General features: G+C 62.3%; 17 protein-coding genes. 3 read left to right on the top strand and 14 right to left on the bottom strand.

The window, feature by feature from the left end; translation table 11 throughout:
• Positions 1-157: 157 nt before the first annotated feature.
• From NKJ75_RS03070 to NKJ75_RS03050, 5 genes are all read right to left on the bottom strand, one after another.
• A complete protein-coding gene (locus NKJ75_RS03070; RefSeq protein WP_352499185.1) occupies positions 158-2,638 on the bottom strand; it encodes a phage tail protein in 2,481 nt (826 codons plus the stop codon).
• Positions 2,635-3,237: a phage connector family protein gene (locus NKJ75_RS03065; protein ID WP_023743951.1), complete on the bottom strand. Its 603-nt coding sequence runs from the start codon at positions 3,235-3,237 to the stop codon at positions 2,635-2,637. The genes NKJ75_RS03070 and NKJ75_RS03065 overlap by 4 nt, the downstream gene beginning before the upstream one ends.
• A 268-nt stretch (positions 3,238-3,505) precedes the next feature.
• A complete protein-coding gene (locus tag NKJ75_RS03060) occupies positions 3,506-4,495 on the bottom strand; it encodes a Coat protein (RefSeq protein WP_352499184.1) in 990 nt (329 codons plus the stop codon).
• Positions 4,496-4,539: 44 nt separating this feature from the next.
• Positions 4,540-5,451: a hypothetical protein gene (locus NKJ75_RS03055; protein WP_352499183.1), complete on the bottom strand. Its 912-nt coding sequence runs from the start codon at positions 5,449-5,451 to the stop codon at positions 4,540-4,542.
• Positions 5,452-5,698: 247 nt separating this feature from the next.
• Positions 5,699-6,271, bottom strand: coding sequence for a hypothetical protein (locus NKJ75_RS03050; RefSeq protein WP_352499182.1), 573 nt, complete (start codon positions 6,269-6,271; stop codon positions 5,699-5,701).
• Between the two features lie 258 nt (positions 6,272-6,529).
• On the opposite strand from NKJ75_RS03050, the gene NKJ75_RS03045 reads away from it, so the two are divergent.
• Entirely contained in the window at positions 6,530-6,847 is a 318-nt protein-coding gene (locus NKJ75_RS03045; protein WP_023743948.1) for a YMGG-like glycine zipper-containing protein, read from the top strand.
• 121 nt (positions 6,848-6,968) lie between these two features.
• Here the strand turns inward: NKJ75_RS03045 and NKJ75_RS03040 are convergent, their stop codons facing one another.
• The 4 genes from NKJ75_RS03040 to NKJ75_RS03025 all read right to left on the bottom strand — a co-directional run bounded on the left by NKJ75_RS03040 (position 6,969) and on the right by NKJ75_RS03025 (position 10,681).
• Entirely contained in the window at positions 6,969-7,454 is a 486-nt protein-coding gene (locus NKJ75_RS03040; RefSeq protein WP_245265730.1) for a hypothetical protein, read from the bottom strand.
• Between the two features lie 349 nt (positions 7,455-7,803).
• A complete protein-coding gene (locus NKJ75_RS03035; protein ID WP_023743946.1) occupies positions 7,804-8,238 on the bottom strand; it encodes a hypothetical protein in 435 nt (144 codons plus the stop codon).
• Entirely contained in the window at positions 8,238-9,584 is a 1,347-nt protein-coding gene (locus tag NKJ75_RS03030) for a hypothetical protein (protein ID WP_352499181.1), read from the bottom strand. The genes NKJ75_RS03035 and NKJ75_RS03030 overlap by 1 nt, the downstream gene beginning before the upstream one ends.
• A gap of 269 nt (positions 9,585-9,853) precedes the next feature.
• Entirely contained in the window at positions 9,854-10,681 is an 828-nt protein-coding gene (locus NKJ75_RS03025) for a hypothetical protein (protein WP_352499180.1), read from the bottom strand.
• 214 nt (positions 10,682-10,895) lie between these two features.
• Here NKJ75_RS03025 and NKJ75_RS03020 point away from each other — a divergent pair, with 214 nt between their 5' ends.
• Entirely contained in the window at positions 10,896-11,267 is a 372-nt protein-coding gene (locus NKJ75_RS03020) for an endonuclease domain-containing protein (RefSeq protein WP_352447935.1), read from the top strand.
• Positions 11,268-11,378: 111 nt separating this feature from the next.
• Here NKJ75_RS03020 and NKJ75_RS03015 read toward each other — a convergent pair whose 3' ends face one another.
• The 5 genes from NKJ75_RS03015 to NKJ75_RS02995 all read right to left on the bottom strand — a co-directional run bounded on the left by NKJ75_RS03015 (position 11,379) and on the right by NKJ75_RS02995 (position 15,829).
• Positions 11,379-11,699: a Bbp19 family protein gene (locus NKJ75_RS03015; RefSeq protein WP_031246925.1), complete on the bottom strand. Its 321-nt coding sequence runs from the start codon at positions 11,697-11,699 to the stop codon at positions 11,379-11,381.
• Positions 11,696-13,462 carry a portal protein gene (locus NKJ75_RS03010; protein ID WP_352499179.1) on the bottom strand — a complete coding sequence of 589 codons (1,767 nt, stop codon included), beginning with the start codon at positions 13,460-13,462 and terminating at the stop codon, positions 11,696-11,698. Before NKJ75_RS03010 ends, NKJ75_RS03015 begins: the two co-directional genes overlap by 4 nt.
• A gap of 211 nt (positions 13,463-13,673) precedes the next feature.
• Positions 13,674-14,861 carry an acyltransferase family protein gene (locus NKJ75_RS03005; RefSeq protein ID WP_352499178.1) on the bottom strand — a complete coding sequence of 396 codons (1,188 nt, stop codon included), beginning with the start codon at positions 14,859-14,861 and terminating at the stop codon, positions 13,674-13,676.
• A gap of 304 nt (positions 14,862-15,165) precedes the next feature.
• Complete coding sequence (locus NKJ75_RS03000; protein ID WP_156033718.1) at positions 15,166-15,360, bottom strand: hypothetical protein; 195 nt, start codon at positions 15,358-15,360, stop codon at positions 15,166-15,168.
• Positions 15,302-15,829, bottom strand: coding sequence for a hypothetical protein (locus NKJ75_RS02995; protein WP_352499177.1), 528 nt, complete (start codon positions 15,827-15,829; stop codon positions 15,302-15,304). Before NKJ75_RS02995 ends, NKJ75_RS03000 begins: the two co-directional genes overlap by 59 nt.
• 148 nt (positions 15,830-15,977) lie before the next feature.
• On the opposite strand from NKJ75_RS02995, the gene NKJ75_RS02990 reads away from it, so the two are divergent.
• Positions 15,978-16,397: a hypothetical protein gene (locus NKJ75_RS02990; RefSeq protein ID WP_156929835.1), complete on the top strand. Its 420-nt coding sequence runs from the start codon at positions 15,978-15,980 to the stop codon at positions 16,395-16,397.
• The last annotated feature ends 347 nt before the right edge of the window (positions 16,398-16,744 follow it).

Below are 16,744 nucleotides of genomic sequence, written 5' to 3'. Positions count from 1 at the left end.
TTGAGGGGGAGATGGCCGGCAGGCCAGAGGGGGTCGTCTCGCGTGGAGCGCTGGCTTCTTTCTCTGCGAGGTGGGCAATTGGGTCGCGTCCGGTCGCACCGACCCTCTCTGTCGCCTTCGGCGACATCTCCCCCTCAAGGGGGGAGATCAGCAGGCCCTACGGCTCGGCGTCGAATACCGGCGTAAACGCCCGGATCGTGCAGGGCGTCGGGTTGACGTGGCGGATGCGGACCCTGCCCTGCCCTTCCCAGCTGTCGTCGACCGGTACATCGACATTGCCGGTGTAGAGTTTCGCATTGCCGTCGGGTGCGACGATGCTCGGCATGCGCACGCTCTCCCAGCGGCCGCGGAGGAAGGACTGCACCTGCAGCCCGGTGGTGTCGGTCTCGAGCAGCGACAGGATGACTTTCGCCACCTTCTTGCGGCGGCCGATGACGGAACCGTCCTGGCCGCCGACGTCGAGTTCCAGCGTGTTGGCCTCGGACTGGAAGGGCAGCCCGACCTGCCACTTCCCAGCTGTGGCGCCGGCGGGCAGCGTCACCTGGCCGGAGGCAACCGGCAGGCCGCGATAGACCTTGCCGCCGGCCAGCACGTCGACCAGTTGGCCGTTGAGATGGCCGAGCCCGGAGACGACGTTGACGGGTGCACCCGAATAGGTCAGTCCGCAATCGACCTGGAAGGCATCCTCCAGCATGCCGTATTCGAATGGCGTGGTCATGATTTCGATGTAGCGCCTGGTCACCCCGCCAATCGTGCGCTTGACGATCAGCCAGATGTCGTCGACGCCGTTCTGGCCAGGCGTCACCACGGCGCTTTCAACGACCGCCCAAGTGGGTTGACCGGGGGCGGATCCAGCGAAGCTGCCGCCGAAGCGATGGCGGTGCATGCCGCGCACCTCCTGGCTCGGCTGGTGGGTGTAGCCGCCAAGTTCGCCATTTTCGAGCGGGAACCACAGCATCGGGTCGGGGTCGGTCTGGAAGGCGAGTTCGACCACGCCTTGCTTGGGGATATGTTCCGAGATCTGGCCGATGTCATCGGAGGTGAATTTGGCTGTAGAACTCTGCGTCAGCTCGGCAATCGATTTGCGCGAGCGGGTGACATAGAGGAAGGACTGCCCGGCATCGACCGGGCGGATGCGGGCGCAGCCAAAGGTGCGCGAACGGCGGTTCTTGAACGAGGACGGGGTGAGTGCCTCGTCGATGCCGGAGCCGGACAGTGCCCTGATACCGCCCGACGTGCCGATCAGCAGCGCACCATCGGAATCGGCGATCCAGACGATGTCGTTGGCCTGGCCGCCGCCGGCCTGGACGAATTCCAGCGCGTCGTCATCTTCCTCGCCGAGCGCGAAATTGTCGAAGTCGCCGGTCGCCGATGCATAGACCGAGAATTTTCGACTGAAGGCCAACCGCTCCTCATAGAGCGAGCCCGCCTCGACATATTTTCCGGGCACGAAGGTACCAAGCCGCCAGCGGCTGATCGGACTGAGATCCGGCAAGGCATGGCCATACAGACGAACGGTAACGACTGTCGCGCTCGTGCGTGCTGCAATCTTGGCCCAGCGCCACCGCCCATCCGAACCGAGCAGCCGGATGGCGCGGCCAATATCCGATGTCTGGAACCCGGTATCATCGTTGATACCGGTGATCGATGACGCCGTCAGATTGAACGGCGTCATAAGGTCGCCGTCCTCGTTCGGCGCCCATTCGGCGAAGTCGGTTCTGGTACTGTCAGAGCCGCCGCCACCGTCCATGTCCATGCGCAGATATTCAAAGGCGGCCTTGTTGAAAAATTCGAAGAACCGGCGCTCGGAGTTACCCCAGCCTATCTGGCCAATCCGCGAGTCGATGGTTGTCCATGTCGATCCGTCGTTCGAGCCCTGGATTTCCCATTGCGTCGGCATGTTTTCTGCTTCCGACGCGCTGTTCATGGCTTGCACCCAGTAGGCGTTGCAAACCTTCTGCGCTCCGCTCGCCTGCCGATATTGGACCCAGCCATTGGTGCCGGCACCGATCTCCGCACCTGTTCTGCTGTCCTTGTCGAAAATCGCCCACGCTGACGCGGAACCGTTGCTGGCCAAAGCCGTTCCGGCCGGAGCCGTCAAGCCTGTCATCTTCGGCACGTACGAGCCGTAACTGGCCGGCGTCATCGTGGTGCCGGTCGTGTTGATTGGATCGTAAGGGCCGTCGAGGAACTCGTAACCTGCCAGCGTCCATGTCGTGTGGGCGGTGCGGGTCAGCACTTTGGGCGCATAGTTCTTGTGGGTGATCCACATCTGGTCGGCTGACTGGACATAGGCGAGGTCGAACAAATCGGCCTCCAGATAGGGCGAGGCCACCTCGACCGTGCCGACGCGGGCGCCATAGGCATAGACGCGGATATAGAGGTCGCCGAACTCCAGGCAGTAGGCCTGCTCGGAGGAGAAGATGAAGGGGATGGCGCGCGTCTTCCTGGCCGAATTCTTCACCTCGTTGACGAAATAGCTGCCGCCGCGGGCGCGGATACCGCCATGCGGCAACGTGACGAAGTTCTCACATTTGGACAGCGCCGCACGATAGAGATCGAGTGAGGCGCGCGCGTGCAGGCGCGGGCTGATTTCGCCACGGGTGAAAACGTCCTGGATAGGGTAGAGCGCGGTCATCGGGCAGACACCCTGAAGTCGCCGCGCTGCTGCGCCCAGGATGAGGTGTAGAGCCGGCCGCCGCGCTGGATGGCGTTGGCGGCGAAGGCCGCGTCCAGCGCCCGGTCATAGGCGGAGCGGGCGATGTCGATCATGCCCGCCTTGTGCGTCAAGGGATGCGCGATCTTGATGGCAAGGGCGGAGACCAGCACTTCGGTGAACAGCGCGTCCCAGTCGTTCGGGTCGGTAAGGTTGGCGATATAACGGATGATCAATGGACCGGACCGATCGCTGTAGATCAGTCCGGCTTCCTGGCGCCACGAGATCGGCACGCCGTTGGGCTCGCCATTTGCGGTCAGCGGCAGCGGCCGCAGGCAATCGGCGGGCAGTTCATAGGCGAAGTTCAAGGTGCAATTGCCGCTGCCGGTGTCGGCGCCGGCGACGCTGGCGGCAAGGATGGCGAACACCCAGGCGTGCCTGGCGAGTTCGGCTTCCCGCGTCAGGTCGAAATGCAGGTTGAGCAGGCGCGCCGCCTTGACGTCCTGGTCGAGACTGTCGATCGGCGCCTCGTCGAGGACGGCGAGCGCCATATTGGCGATGTCGAGCGGGGTGATGGCCATGGATCAGCGCCTCGTGGATGGTGGTTGATTGGGCAAGGGCATATGGCGGAGCGCCAATCTCCCCCCTTGCGGGGGAGATGGCCGGCAGGCCAGAGGGGGGTGCTGTCCCGCCGACCTGACGTAATTTGGAGAAGCGGTTGTGGGTTGAAGGGGGTTGAAAGGGACCGGAAGTTGGCGATCCTTCACACCCCCCTCTGTCCTGCCGGACATCTCCCCCGCAAGGGGGGAGATCAGCAGTTTCGGCGACCCGCTGGCCGGACGAAAGGTACTACGCCTCGGTCGTTTTCAGCGCGATGAACGTCATGCTCTTGACGCTGGAGGCCGTACGGTCCCAGTTTGCCGCCAGCGCGAGTTCGGCGTCGGTGGCGAACTCGCCGGCCGAAGACGCGTCGAGGAAACGGGTGCCGGGCACGTGCGGGACGAAGTGCCTGCGGCCGACCATCTCGGTGACGCCGCCGCCATGGCCCTGGCGCGGCTTGCGGTCGAACTCCAGCGGGCCGCCTTCCGTGTTGACCGGAAGCTCGTTCCACAGGATCGCCTTGTCCTTGAACATGAAGGCGGTGTAGACGCCGGCCGCGACCGGAATGTCGTCATCGACCACGCAGCGCAGCCCCATGTAGTAGGGGATGAGCGGCCCGCCCTGCTCTGACGACGGAACATAGTCGATGAGATCGGCGAGCTTCAGTGCCTTCATCTGCTTGGAGTGCATCCAGATCGTCTTGAACTTGTCCGCGCGGTCGCCCATCAGATAGGCGGCCTCGATGATGTCGGTATCGACGATGGAGGCGCCGGTGACGCGCACCAGGTCGCCGCCGTCATTGGCGATGTTGTCGGCGGCGACACCCTTCAGAATGCCGAGCAGGGTCAGCTTGTTGGCGCGCTGCCAGTACTCGGTCTGGCGCTTGACGATCAGCTTCTGCGGATCGTCGCCGGCCAGGATCGAGGTCAGGTCCGGAACGCCCCAGGCCTGGGCGCGGACATTGCGGGCGGCGACCTCGCGGCGGGCGCCGATCTTCTTCATCTCGATGGAATCGGCCGGATCGTCATTGACCGGTTCGGACGGATCGTTGCCGAGATCCTTCCAGCCGGGCATGTCGACCGAGCGGCCGCCCATCGACAGCTTGGCGGTGATGGCCGGGTCGTTGAACAGGATGCCGGCCTGGAAGATTTCCAGCGACTGGACGTGCTCCTCGAACGAGTACTGGGCATAAACGGACGGAACGATCGCGTCCGCGATACGGGTATAGGCGTCTGCCATTTTTCACTTCCTTTGAGGTTGATGTGGCGGCGAGCTTTGGAGGACTAGAGCGGGTTGTTGGGCATCCAGAGGTCGGGGTTTTCACCGGCCTCGCGTGCCAGCCGCCGGGCGCGGGCGGGGTCGCTTTTGACAAGGGCTGAAATCGCCGAAATGTTGCGGTCACCGGCGGCGTTGCGCTTGAACGGATTGCCGCCGCTCAAAGCCGCGCCGCCGTCGATCGTGTCTTCCCTGAACATCGCCTCGCCGACGGCATGGAACGCCTTGGCGATCTGCGGATCGGTCAATGCGCCGTCCGGCAGCAGGATGCCCTTGGCCTTATAGGCGTCGACCAGTCCGAGCTTCTTCATCGCCCGGTTGGCGACCTCCAGCTTCTGGCGAAAGCCATCACTGCCGGTCGGTCCCCAGTCGCGCACGAGATCGTCATGCGTGGCCTCGACCGAGCGGGCAAGCGCGATGTCCTGGCGCGCGGCCTGTTCGGCCATGTAGCCGACGAAGCGGTCGTGATAGGCCTGCGCCACTTTGGGCGTGGCGCCGGCCTCGACTGCCCAGGCCTTGGACGCCTGGGCAAGCTCGTCCGAATAAGCGAAGTTTTCAGGCAGGCCGTCGGGCCGCCTGTACTCGACCTTGTCGGGCGATGTCAGCGGACGCATGGTCTCCGGCAGCCGGGCATGAAATTTCTGCCAGTCTTCCGGGGATGCGTCCGGTGCGGGAACGCGCAGGCTCTCACCCTGCTGCCGCTCCAGCTCCGCATAGGAATTGAAAACCCGATCGAGGTTTTCGGCCCTGGTCCAGCCCTTGGCTTCAGCGAGCTTGCGGTTGCCTTCGGAAAGACCGTCAAACCAACTTTTGGCCGGAAGCGCGGCGGACCCGTTATCCGCGCCTGCCGGTGGCCATACTGGGTTGCCCGCCGGCTGCGCACGCGCCGCCACGGACCCGGAATCTGCCAGATCTGTCATGAGTGGATTCCTTTGATTGTTGTTAGAAGGAGCCGGCGGCGAAACTGCCAATCTCCCCACCTGTGGGGGAGATGTCCGGCAGGACAGAGGGGGGCGCGAAGGAACGCCAGCGTTCGGGCACTTCGTCAGCCGAAGCCTCTCCGAATAACGCAAGTGTAAAATCGACAGGACAGGCCGGCGGGACAGCGCCCCCCTCTGCCCTGCCGGGCATCTCCCCCACGAGGGGGGAGATTGGCTATATCACCGCCTACGCGTTATCGCCCCAGTTCTCCCACAGCAGCGTGATCGTGCCCGTCACCGCCAGCGTCCCGTCGGCGTCGATATCGGTGCCGGTGGCAAACGCCAGGTTGAGGTAGAGATCCACCGGCGTCGCCGTGCCGTCCAGCGTGGCGGCTGCCGCGACATCCGCGGTCGAGGCCGTCGACAGCGCGGCGCCCAGGCCATCCAGTGTGCGGGCCGTCGAAGCCAGCACATTGACCATGGCGCCGGCCAGCGTCGCACTCGATGCCGCCACAGAGCCCAGCGACCAGGTCAGCGCCGCATTGTCGTTGATGGTCGCCGCGCGGGTGGTCAGTACCGCAAATTGCAGTCTGGCCGTGCCGCCCTTGATGCGCACCTTGCCGTCGGCGAAATCGAGCAGTTTCTGGCTGGCATAGGCCAGCGCGTCGGCGACCGGCACCTGCATGCCGGCAAGGGTGAAGACGGTGCGGTACGAGCCGCCCTGCCCCGTGGTGACGGCCTTGAGGCCGAATTTGGGCGGGGCAGATCCGGCCTCGCGGGCGGCGGCGCGCGACAGCGTCCGGGGAAGACCTCGGGTCATTGGTATCTCCATTTCTGTTCGGAATTCTGGAAAGGACGTTATTCAAAAAGCGCCGGATCAGCGCTGGCGTATCGATTCAAACCGGGGCGCTATGGCCCTGTTCGCGCAAGGCGTTTCCGCTTTGGCGACCATTGTCTTCAAGGCCCGAGAAACCACGTCTCATTTCGTGAGCGGGCGCGCCGCCGTTTGGCCGCAATGCGACAGCTACTGGCAACCATTCGCTCCAATCCGCGTTTGGGGCTTCAAAGGAGTTCCAAGATGATCATCAGACAAGCCATTGCCGCCGTGCTCATGACTGCCGCTCTGGCAGGCTGCGCGACCCAGACCGAACAGCAGCAGAGGGCAACCAACGGCGCGCTCATCGGCGGCGGCGTCGGCGCGCTCGCCGGCCAGGCGCTGGGCGGCAACACCAAGAGCACCGTGATCGGCGCCGCCGGCGGCGCCTTGCTCGGCGCCGTTATCGGCCAGTCGACCACGCCGCAGCGCCGCGGCGAACAGCTCTGCCGCTACCAGGATCGCTACGGCCGCATCTACACCGCGCCTTGCGACGACCGGTATTACAACGGCGATTATTGAGGACGGGTTTCCCCTTCTCCTCGTTCAACGGGGAGAAGGTGCCCGAAGGGCGGTTGAGGGGCAGCGCGATCCTCTGAGAGGCTGGCCCCTCACCTGCTACCGGCATCCTCAATCGTCAGAATTACCTTTTAAGCTCCGGCAAGATTTTTTCGTCGAGAAATTTGAGGCGGCCAGCCAGCATTTCGGCGTTGGCGGGATTTGCGTCGACATTGACCGGTATCAATTTCGCCACCGACTTTCCTTGTCGCGCTGCCTCAACCCAGTCCTCAAGGGCACCGATATAGCCATCAAGAACCTCGAAAGGCGTCCTCGCGTCGTCGGCAGGGATATATGTCGGCGGCACATCGCCAACGATCACCCAGATCCATTGGTTCACATCCGGTCGCGGCTCTATCTCGAACAGGAAAATGTAGATTATTCCTTCCGCGCCATATCCGAAATATTCGCCTTTGATGGATAAGACCCAGGTGTAAAATTCGAGATACTGCCGTGCCTCGATTCGGGCGGCATCAAGATCGTCATCGGCGGTGCTGATGTCGGCCGGAGGCAGACGCATAACGCTGCTTAAGTCTGGTTTGGCGGTCTCTATGGCTAACTCCCTTGCCACCTTCGTCTAGCCCAGCGCACCGAGGCGGTCACCTCAACATCTGCAAAAGCCACGCCCGAAACACCTATCCTCCAAAGGTTCCCGCTTGGCTTGCTCGGTGACAAGATAGCAGGGGAAGCTTGTTATGAGGACGTCACCTATCCAAACGTCAATCTCGTAGTGGAATTTGTGGACAATGGCGGGTGAACGCGATTGTCGAGGAGAGTATTTTTGCCAAAATCACCAGCGGCAAAAGGCTCTACATAATAGTAATCCATTTCTCACCTATATATTCCGAGAAGTGGAATGAGTGACCCAGAATTGGCAACTCTGGTGGATTAGGGTGACTTATTCATTGCATCGGCCCTCGTCATGAGTCTCTTTCGCCAAAAGGCTCAATCACCGCAGAGGGAATTCCTAGTCTTTCAAACAAATCAAGGACTCGCTCTGATATGACGAGATCGTAATTCGAAGCGATGCCAAAATCGTCGCGACCTGCTTGCCCGTCCACTTTTAACCAGACGAAATGTGGCAGTTCCTGCCCAGGCTGCAACTCATGAAATTCCTCCGACTCTGCCACCTCAGCATCGGAAAAATCAGCACCAGATATCCCCATCTTCAGCAACGCCTCCTTTGCTTCATCCGTTACAAGAAAGCATGGAAAGGTTGTGACAAGCGCGTCGCCGAACCATCCTTCTACCTCATAGTGCAGCTTGTGGACGACTGGTGGGTGAACGTCGGTGTCTAAAACCGTATGGTTACCCAGCCCACCAGCCACATCCGGCCTGATATCAAAATATCGCATTATTCACCTATCGGCGGGTCGAACAAATGGCCATATTTCTTGTCGATTTCTGTAATTTTATCAAGCCATTGCTCGCGCGTGAAATTGGGGTTGCGTTTATAGAATTCATCCCATTCAAACCTGATTACCTTTTTGTGTAGGTTTCTATCTCGTTTTTTTGGGATTCCTCGAAGATTTTCGTATGAATTTATTTCTTCTATATTTGTAATTCTTGGATCTCTCTCAACAACCTGCCTCTCGCCAGCATGATGAACAACGTTATCACTGCTCTTTAATTTCGGATTTCTGGCGTAAAAAATCTTGCGGTAATCCTCTGACTCGGCAACGCCTAGTTTTGCGCCGGAGTATCTGACCTTGTCTGGATCCCGGGCGAGCATTGCGCCTAGCATTGCATTGTCAAATGCGCGGTCGGATTTGGGGACCGATTGGAAAGCGAAGCTGGCCAGCCCCTGCTGGTATCGGAGCGTTTGGGCGTCCACGCCACCAACAAGCGCCTCGCCTTCGTCAGCTAACTCGCCCGGCCGCTTGGCGACGAGGCCTTCGGCTCGCTCGGCCGCGATAGCGCTCATAGACTCAACTGCTCGCGGTATGCCTTTCTCGGCGGCTCGGCCAAATCCGGGCACCGGTATCGCCCAGCCGAATGCGTCACCTCCCTGACGCATCATCACTTTCTCGGTGGGATTTGCAGGCTCGTAGTAGCCTTGGCTGAAATCGGGAGGGTCGATTGATCCGAAGGAAAGCCCGTAGCCAACTCCCTTCGTCAATTTGCCCGCGAATATCCCGGCATTTGCACCCGCCTTGCCAAGCGCCTTGGCGTCAGCTCGAAACACCTCGCCCGCTGAAAGGCCAGGCTTGCCGCCGGGGAGTATGCCGCCCAGGCCGGCTTCATCCAATTCCCGGACCAAAGCTGCCCGCGCGACAGGATCTTTGGTGCGCGCAAACAACTCGCTCGCCTTGGCGTAGCGGTCCATCAAGTACGCGCTTCCGCTGTCGCGCTGTTCGGCAAGCTCGAGCAGGTAGGAAAACGTTATTGGCTGAAGATTTTCATCTTCGATGCCCAATACTTTTTGCAGAGCGACAGACAAGGCTATCGTCTGATCGTAAAGGTTCGGATCATAGTTCCCCGGATTCGAAGCCCCGCTGCCAAACACGGCTTCCCAGCCCTCGAAGGTCTTTTGAGACAATCCGCTGACGTAGCCACCGGCACCGACCCGCCGCCTCTCCCGCACCAGCTTTGCCGCGGCGTCGGTGATCTCATAGCGCTCCTGGTCCTCAGGTGAAGCGTTCGGCCCCGGCTCAGCGCTGACAACAGCGGCATCGATCGCCTGGTTCGACATGGTACCCATGTCAAAGATTTTCTTTCCGACCCCGGCTCGCCATTCGAGAACCCGCCGGCGCCTGTCGCCCTCATCGAGGCCATAGATGATCCGGTAGGCATCCTTGCCCGGTATTCCGCCGGAGTAGGCGCCCGTGCGTGCGAACTGGTCCGGCGCTTCCGCCTCGGCGCGACCGATGGCAATGCGCGTCTGGATGTCCTGCGAGAACTTGGCGACCTTTGCCTTTAAGGCCAGGACATCCTGTTCCTCCTGGGGAAGATCGTCCCTGAATGCCTGCGCTATGCGTTCGTCCGGAGTCTGCGTGCCGACGCGGCCTTCTTCCCGGGCGCCATCCTTGGGCCTTCCACAAAGGAGTTGCCCGCAGCCTGCGCGCTGTCGCCCATAGCCCCACTGCCGGCGGCCGGGGTGCCAACGCCAAATATCGCCAGCGCGCGCTTCGGGTCCCTGGAAATCAGCGCCTCGAACCGCGCCTTGGCGGCGGTGCTGTGCCAGTCCTTGGCCAGTTGCTGCCTGATACCAGGATCGACCCCCATCTTGTCGATGAGATCGGGCCCGTCCTGCCTGGCCGCCTCGAAGGTCACGTGGTCGTCGGGGTGCGCCTTGCCGATGGCGATGGCGTTGGTTCGCAGCGCCGTGTCGACTTGGGCCCGCTCATAGTCTTTGCGGCGTTGCAGCTGCTGCGCCGCCATCCGCCAAGCACCCTCGGTGCGCAGCGTCTCCTTGCGAGCGCTGAGGCCGGGGTGCAGCTCGGGCGGCACCTGGCTCAGGAAACCCTTGAACAGGGTGTCGAACCGACCCGTTTGCAGCACGCGCCCCGTGTGCGGGTCGACCTGGCCATACATGCCTTCGTGCAGGCCGGCGCCATCTGCCGGCGCATTGGCTACAGCGTCGGCCTCGGCCTGCGCGATCTCGCCGTTCAACTTGCGTGCGGCGACCTCGGTATCGAAGGCCTGCTGCTGCGATATGAGCTGCTCATAGCGCTCGGCAACCTCCTGCCAGTAGCTGTCGGGCTGCTGGCTTGCCCCGCCTGCCGGCGAGGAGCCAGTACCTTGCGCCGCACTGCCTGACCGACGCCGGGCAACCGAGAGAGGAATGATGTGGACCATGTGTCTGGTTCCTGCCGATGGAGCGCTTTGCCGGAGGCATGGCAAGCCGCAACGCACGCCGATCGCGTCGTTTGCGGACTTTTGGAGTGGCGTTGTTGGAAACACGGCAACGGTTGAGCAGAGCGCCGGTGACAGCTAATCTCCCCCCTCGTGGGGGAGATGTCCGGCAGGACAGAGGGGGGCGCCGTAGAGTGCCCGCATCGGGGCTTTCATAATGCCGCACACACCTTTGCCCCCAAGGCATCGTTCAAAAGCCAGATCGATGCGCAAGGTGATGACCGACGCCGAGTTGAAGCTTTGGAATGAACTTCGCGCGCATCGATTGATGGGGCTTGGCTTCCGCCGGCAATTTCCGATCGCCGGCTACATTGTCGACTTCGCTTGCCCTGAAAAGAAGCTCACCGTGGAAGTTGACGGCTCCCAGCATGCGGAAGCGGATTCAGCCGCGCGCGACGGAGCGAGGACGACGCGCCTTGAGGAAGACGGATGGACTGTTCTTCGCTTCTGGAACGACGACGTCCTTCGCGACATCGATAATGTTTGCCAGCATATCGTGATTGCGGCTGGGCTTGGCGCAGCGCGTTGATTGGGAAATCGATCTGTAGAAACGGCAAACGCTAGCGGGACAGCGCCCCCCCTCTGTCCTGCCGGACATCTCCCCCACACGGGGGGAGATTGGCAGCTTTGCGGATGCCGCCTATCCTTCCGCCCGTGCCGCCTTCTCCAGCGCAGCCAGCTGCGTCTCGTCCAGCGTCAGAAACCCCATAATGTGCTGCACCACCTCAGCCCGCGCATTGCTCAGCGCGCTGTGCAGTTCGAAGCCGTTCGGCGTCCTCGTCCTGGCCATCCACTCGCCATAGGACGGGCGGCGGTAGTAGCCGACGGTTGCCGCGAGATCGGCCAGCACCATTTCGCCGTCCTCGCCGGAGAAGACCCTGAGATAGGCCTTGGTCAGCGCGTCGCGCGCCTTGGCGGGACCGCCGGCCTGACTGGCGCGGGCGAAGCGTTTGCCGCTCATGCTCCCTGCTCACTGTTGGCGGCTGGCGCGGCCGGCACGGCCGTCGCTTGCCCGCCGCCGCCCGCCTGCAGCATCAATGCGTCGAGCAGGCCGCTGTCGCGCGCCTGCACGGCGGCCGGCACGGCATCCTTGGCGACCTTGCCGGCGGAGGCGATCGCCGCCATGCCGGCCTGGGCTTGCTGAGCTTGGGCTCTCGCTCCCCGCAGACCCTCCACCTCCTCCTTGCGCCGAAAGATGCGCTGCGGGCTGCGGCCGGCGCTCTGCACGATCTTCAGCGCCTCGTCGCCGTCAATATTGTCCATGATGCCGGGATCGAACTGCGCCATCTGCATGGCCGTCGTCACCACCTGGATGGTGTCGCGCGCCTCGGCCGAGCGGCGCAGCACATCGAGCGGGCCGGTGAAGGTCGGCCGCACCGCCTTGCCGGCGAGGCTTTCCGGCGGCGCGAAGCGGCTGTCTTCATCATAGAGGCCCTTGTCCTCGAGAATGCCGAGTTCACGGTCGAGATTGCTGGCAAAGCCGGCCTGGATGATCGAACCCGAGGGGCCGAGCAGCGCGCCCTTCTCTTCCTGGCGAATGAGCGCTTCGGTCGCCGTCATCTGCGGGTTCTGCACCAGCGTCTGGAACAGGTTGACGAACATCATGTCGCGGATTTCCTCCGCCCGGCTGGCCGCATAGTTGAAGGCGTAGGTCGGGTTCTGTCCGGTCGCGATCGGCTGGATCAGGGGCCTTCCATTGTCGTCGATGAGGCCGGGATAATTCTCGCCGGGGTTGAGCACCGGGACATAATCGAGCCTGGCCTTGGACGCGGTTGCCGGATCGGTGATCTGCTGCAGGGCGCGCAGGCCCGAGCGGCGCACCGCGTTTTCCTCGCGCACCGTCGTCAGCGCCTCGATGGTCGGCGAGATACCATAGGGATCGCCCTCGTAGCGGCGCCAGTTGAATGTCGACACCGGGAAGGAGCGGAAACCGCTTTCCCTGACGATCTCCTCCTCGTCCTCGATGACGTGATAGGAGGCGAATGCCGTGTCGAGATACTGGTAGTCGCCGGAAAGCCGGTACATCTTGCGCTCGTCGCGCGGCTGGATGCACTGGATCAGCGAGATTTTCGTCTCGCATTTGGCGGGATCGTCGACCAGCATCTTGATCCGCGCCGGCATTTTTTCGTAGCCGAGCAGCTGCGCCGCCTGTCTTGCCGTGCGCTCGTAGCGGCGGTGGAAAATGTCGACCTGGCCCCAGCGGTTGCGGGCGAGATAGCCCTCGACCACGGGGATCGAGGCATAGCGGATCAGCGTGCCGCCAAAGCCTTCCTCGGCATAGAGATAGGCCGGGCCATAGCGCACGACATTGCGCAGGCAGGCCTGCGTGGCCGGCACGAAATTGGAGTTGGCGGAATAGCGCAGCGCAAACAGGAAGTCGCGCAAGCCCTCCGCCCATTCCTTCTCCTCATCGGTCTCCTCGTCGTTCATTTCTGCGGTGGTCAGCCCGTGCCATTTTTCCGACTGCGGGATGATCAGGCTTTCGAGCCCGGCGGCGAGGCGATTGGCGGCCGAGTTGATGGTGTTGGCATAGACGCGGGCACCGCGCCGCTCCTGCCGCTCGGCCTGCGAATCCGGTCCGCCGCTCCTGCGGCCGCTCCAGACATCGGGCGCATCGGGATCGCAAAATTCCGCCACCTGCTCCCACACCGCCTCGTACTGAGAGCGCTCGGTCTCGAGCTCGGATTGGCGAGACAGGATATCGCGGGCACGGGAATCGGTCATGAAGGGCTCGCTGGGTAGGATGTGAATGGACGGCGAAGCAGCTAATCTCCCCACTTGAGGGGGAGATGGCCGGCAGGCCAGAGGGGGTCGCCGCGCGTAGAGCGCTAGCGTCATCTGTCGGTGGTGGAAGGTCGCGTCCGGTCGCACCGACCCCTCTGTCGCCTTCGGCGACATCTCCCCCTCGCGGGGGGAGATCGGCAGCTTCAGCCGACTACGCGCTGCGCTTGATGCCCTCGAGCACCGGCGCAGTTTTCCGGCCAAAGCGCTGGACGACGAAGCGGCCCGCCTTCTGGCCGGGGACCTCGATCAGAGTGTAGGTGATCCAGGACAGCAACGTCACCGTCGGCAGCACAACGGCAACGACGATGGCGAAGCGCAGCGGCGCCGACAATTCGTGGCCGAACTCACTGATGACGAACGCCGCGACGGGCTGCAGCACCAGCAGATGGATCAGGTAGATGCTGAAGGAAAGCTCGCCCATCAGGTGGAAGAACCGGTTGCTGAGCGTCACGGCGATCGCTCGCGCCAGCGTTCCCGCCCTTCCAGGCAGCATGCGGTAGAGAACCAGCGCAAAGAAGCCCGCCACCAGCGCTTCACGCACCAGAAGCTTGCCCAGCCCCTGGTCGCCGCCAAAGGGCAGCGCCGCCAGCAGCAGCGCCAGTGCCAAGTACAGGATAGATCGCGGCTGGCTCTGATGCACGACTCCGGCCAGCAGCATCCCGCACAGGAATATCTGTATCTTGAGCGGCAGAAAGGACGGCATCGGAAAATGGATCGACAACAGCCGCATCGCAAACACGATGACGCAGCCGGCCGCCGCGACCACAAGGGCGCTCCTCATCCAGTCCAGCCTGCGCACCAGCAGCATGACGGCCGGGAACACGGCATAGAACTGCATCTCCAGCCCCAGGCTCCAGTCAGGCAGCGGCGTGCGATAGGCGAGGTTCGGCACCAGCCCAAACAGGAAGGTGAGATGGGCAACGATGTTTTTCAGGCTGCCGTCGAGGTAGCGTTCCGGCGCCTGGTGCGATCTGGAGAGGAAATCGTCGATGATGATCCTGCAATCGTAGAGATAGGGGCCAAGCGCCAGCGCCAGGAAAAGCATGACATAGAACAGCGGCGCGATCCTGAAATAGCGGCGCGTCCAGAATTTCAGCCAGGTTTCCGGTCTTTGCCAAGGCTCCTTTTCCTGGCGCAGCTGATAGTGGAACACCATCAGGAAGCCGGACAGCATGATGAACAGGTCGACGCCGAGATCCGGCTCGCCGACGATCGGAATTTGCCAGCCGGTCAAAAGCATGCAGTGCCCGACCAGCACCCAGATCGCCGCAAGCGCGCGAAGCCCGTCCAGGCATTCGATGCGCGAAGACTTGATGATGCTGGTTTCGTAGCTAGCCATGTTGCACTGCAGCATGGCGCCTGAGGAGCGATTGTCAAGCCGCTGAGAGATGACGAATTGCTACACCCTCTCCCTTGTGGGGAGGGTCGGCGAGTTCGCTTTGCAAAACAAAGCGAGGGAGACGGGTGCAGCGCAGACCCCACCCCGCAGGCTGAACCGCACGTACCGTGCGGCTCAGCCTACGACCCTCCCCACAACGCGGAGGGTAAGATGCGTCACCTCCGCTTCACCAGCCTGGCATGCCGTCGCCAGTACCACCACGCCAGCACGCGCTTGCTGAAACTGCGTTTCATCGCGGTCATGGTCATACCCCCAGCAGAACGCGGCGCTGGCCGGTGAGGTCGCCGGGCGCGAGGTCGGTTTTCACCGTCGCCGCCGTGCCCTGGCGCTGTTCGAGTTCAGTCCGCAGGGCGGCCTCGCGCGCCTGCACGTCCTTGTCTTCAATGGTCGGGGTCGGTGGCAGCGGCTTCAGCGCCGGCGGCTTTTGAAAGAGACACATGGTTCCAGCCTTCTCTTGTCCAGTCGTAGAGGAAAAAGTCTTCGCCATTGCGGCCATATCCAGGCAACCGGCAGCGTTGGGTGGCGCCGAGCCGGCCGAGCCAGCGCAGAGCCAGTTCGTTGGCGGCGAGCGCCCGCGCCTCGACCCGCCAGGCGCCCCGCGCCGCGACCTGCGGCCCGAGCACGGCGTGGAAGTGGCCGGTGATGCCAGGCACGCAGCGCTTCATGCGGCGCGTGCCCCAGCTCCAGGCGATCCACAGCCCGCCGCGCTGTTCGGCAGCGCCGAAGCCGGCCTCCGGATTGCCGTCTAGCTCGGCAACATAGGCAAAGCCCTGCAGCGCGGTGACCGCCAGCAGGGCCGGCGACCAATGGTCAAGCTGGCAGTCGATCTCGGCCCGGTCCTCGGCACGCAGATTCGCGGCGATGTAGGAGAGATCGCGCAGCGTGGCGGGAATGATGCGGACGGCCATGGATATCCCATCCCGCGCGAGGCAGCGTTGCGAAGACCCTCGGAATCCTGCCATCAAAGGCGTCGAAAGATGACGTCAATGCTTTCGCAGCGCTTGCCACAACCATAACAGGGCTATAACGTTCGAAATACAACCATAGGAGGTATCGTTGCGATCGCTCATTCTCGCCGCGATGGCGGTGTTTGCGTTGCCATTTGGCGCGGCTCAGTCGGACGACGTGGATAAGACGGACACTCTGTGGCAAAGCTGCCCAAAGGGCGTGCTCTTCAAGGAACTCGAGTCGGGGATTGTCGTGACCGTCATCAGACAAGGTTCCGGTAAAGCCGCCTTCACGGCGGATAAGAAGCTTTTGCAGCCGGCCACGGCGGCGGAGCTGGTGACGAAAGAGGGCGACCACGGATTTATCAGTGGTCCGATGCCTTCCTATATGTTTGCGGTAGGTCCGGATACAGTCAAGAACTTCAATTGGAGGTCCGCTGAAACTTACCCAGATGCATTCTATACCGTTCGGGACGATGAAGGCGTCGAACCACTACTAAATTTTGTTGATGTTGGCTGCGCGCCGTAGCTGAACGGATGATGATTGTTTTCACAATAAAGGACACCGCCTAATAAAGAGGTGGCCCTTTCTGAGCGGCACCGATATCGATCTATTTTACGGCCAAGCTGAATAGTAGTCCTCTGGTAAATTGATACCAAATTTTCCCGGAAGGAACCGCAGCAAATCGGGAGGCGTACCATGCAAATGAAGACCACGCTTCATTTTAATTTCAGTAACCACTTAAGACCAGATTCGCCTGCATAATCTGGACTACCATAGCTAAGATTATCATCAACCGATGACGGCTCGCCTGATGCACGCTGCATTAGGTATTCGTCAACTATCCTCGATGCTTTAGGAAAACGTGGGTCGCC

The organism is Mesorhizobium sp. M0058 (assembly GCF_040323095.1).
Classification (GTDB): Bacteria; Pseudomonadota; Alphaproteobacteria; order Rhizobiales; family Rhizobiaceae; genus Mesorhizobium.
Note: the sequence above shows the minus strand (reverse complement) of the source record. Positions and strands in the feature narration are given on the sequence as shown.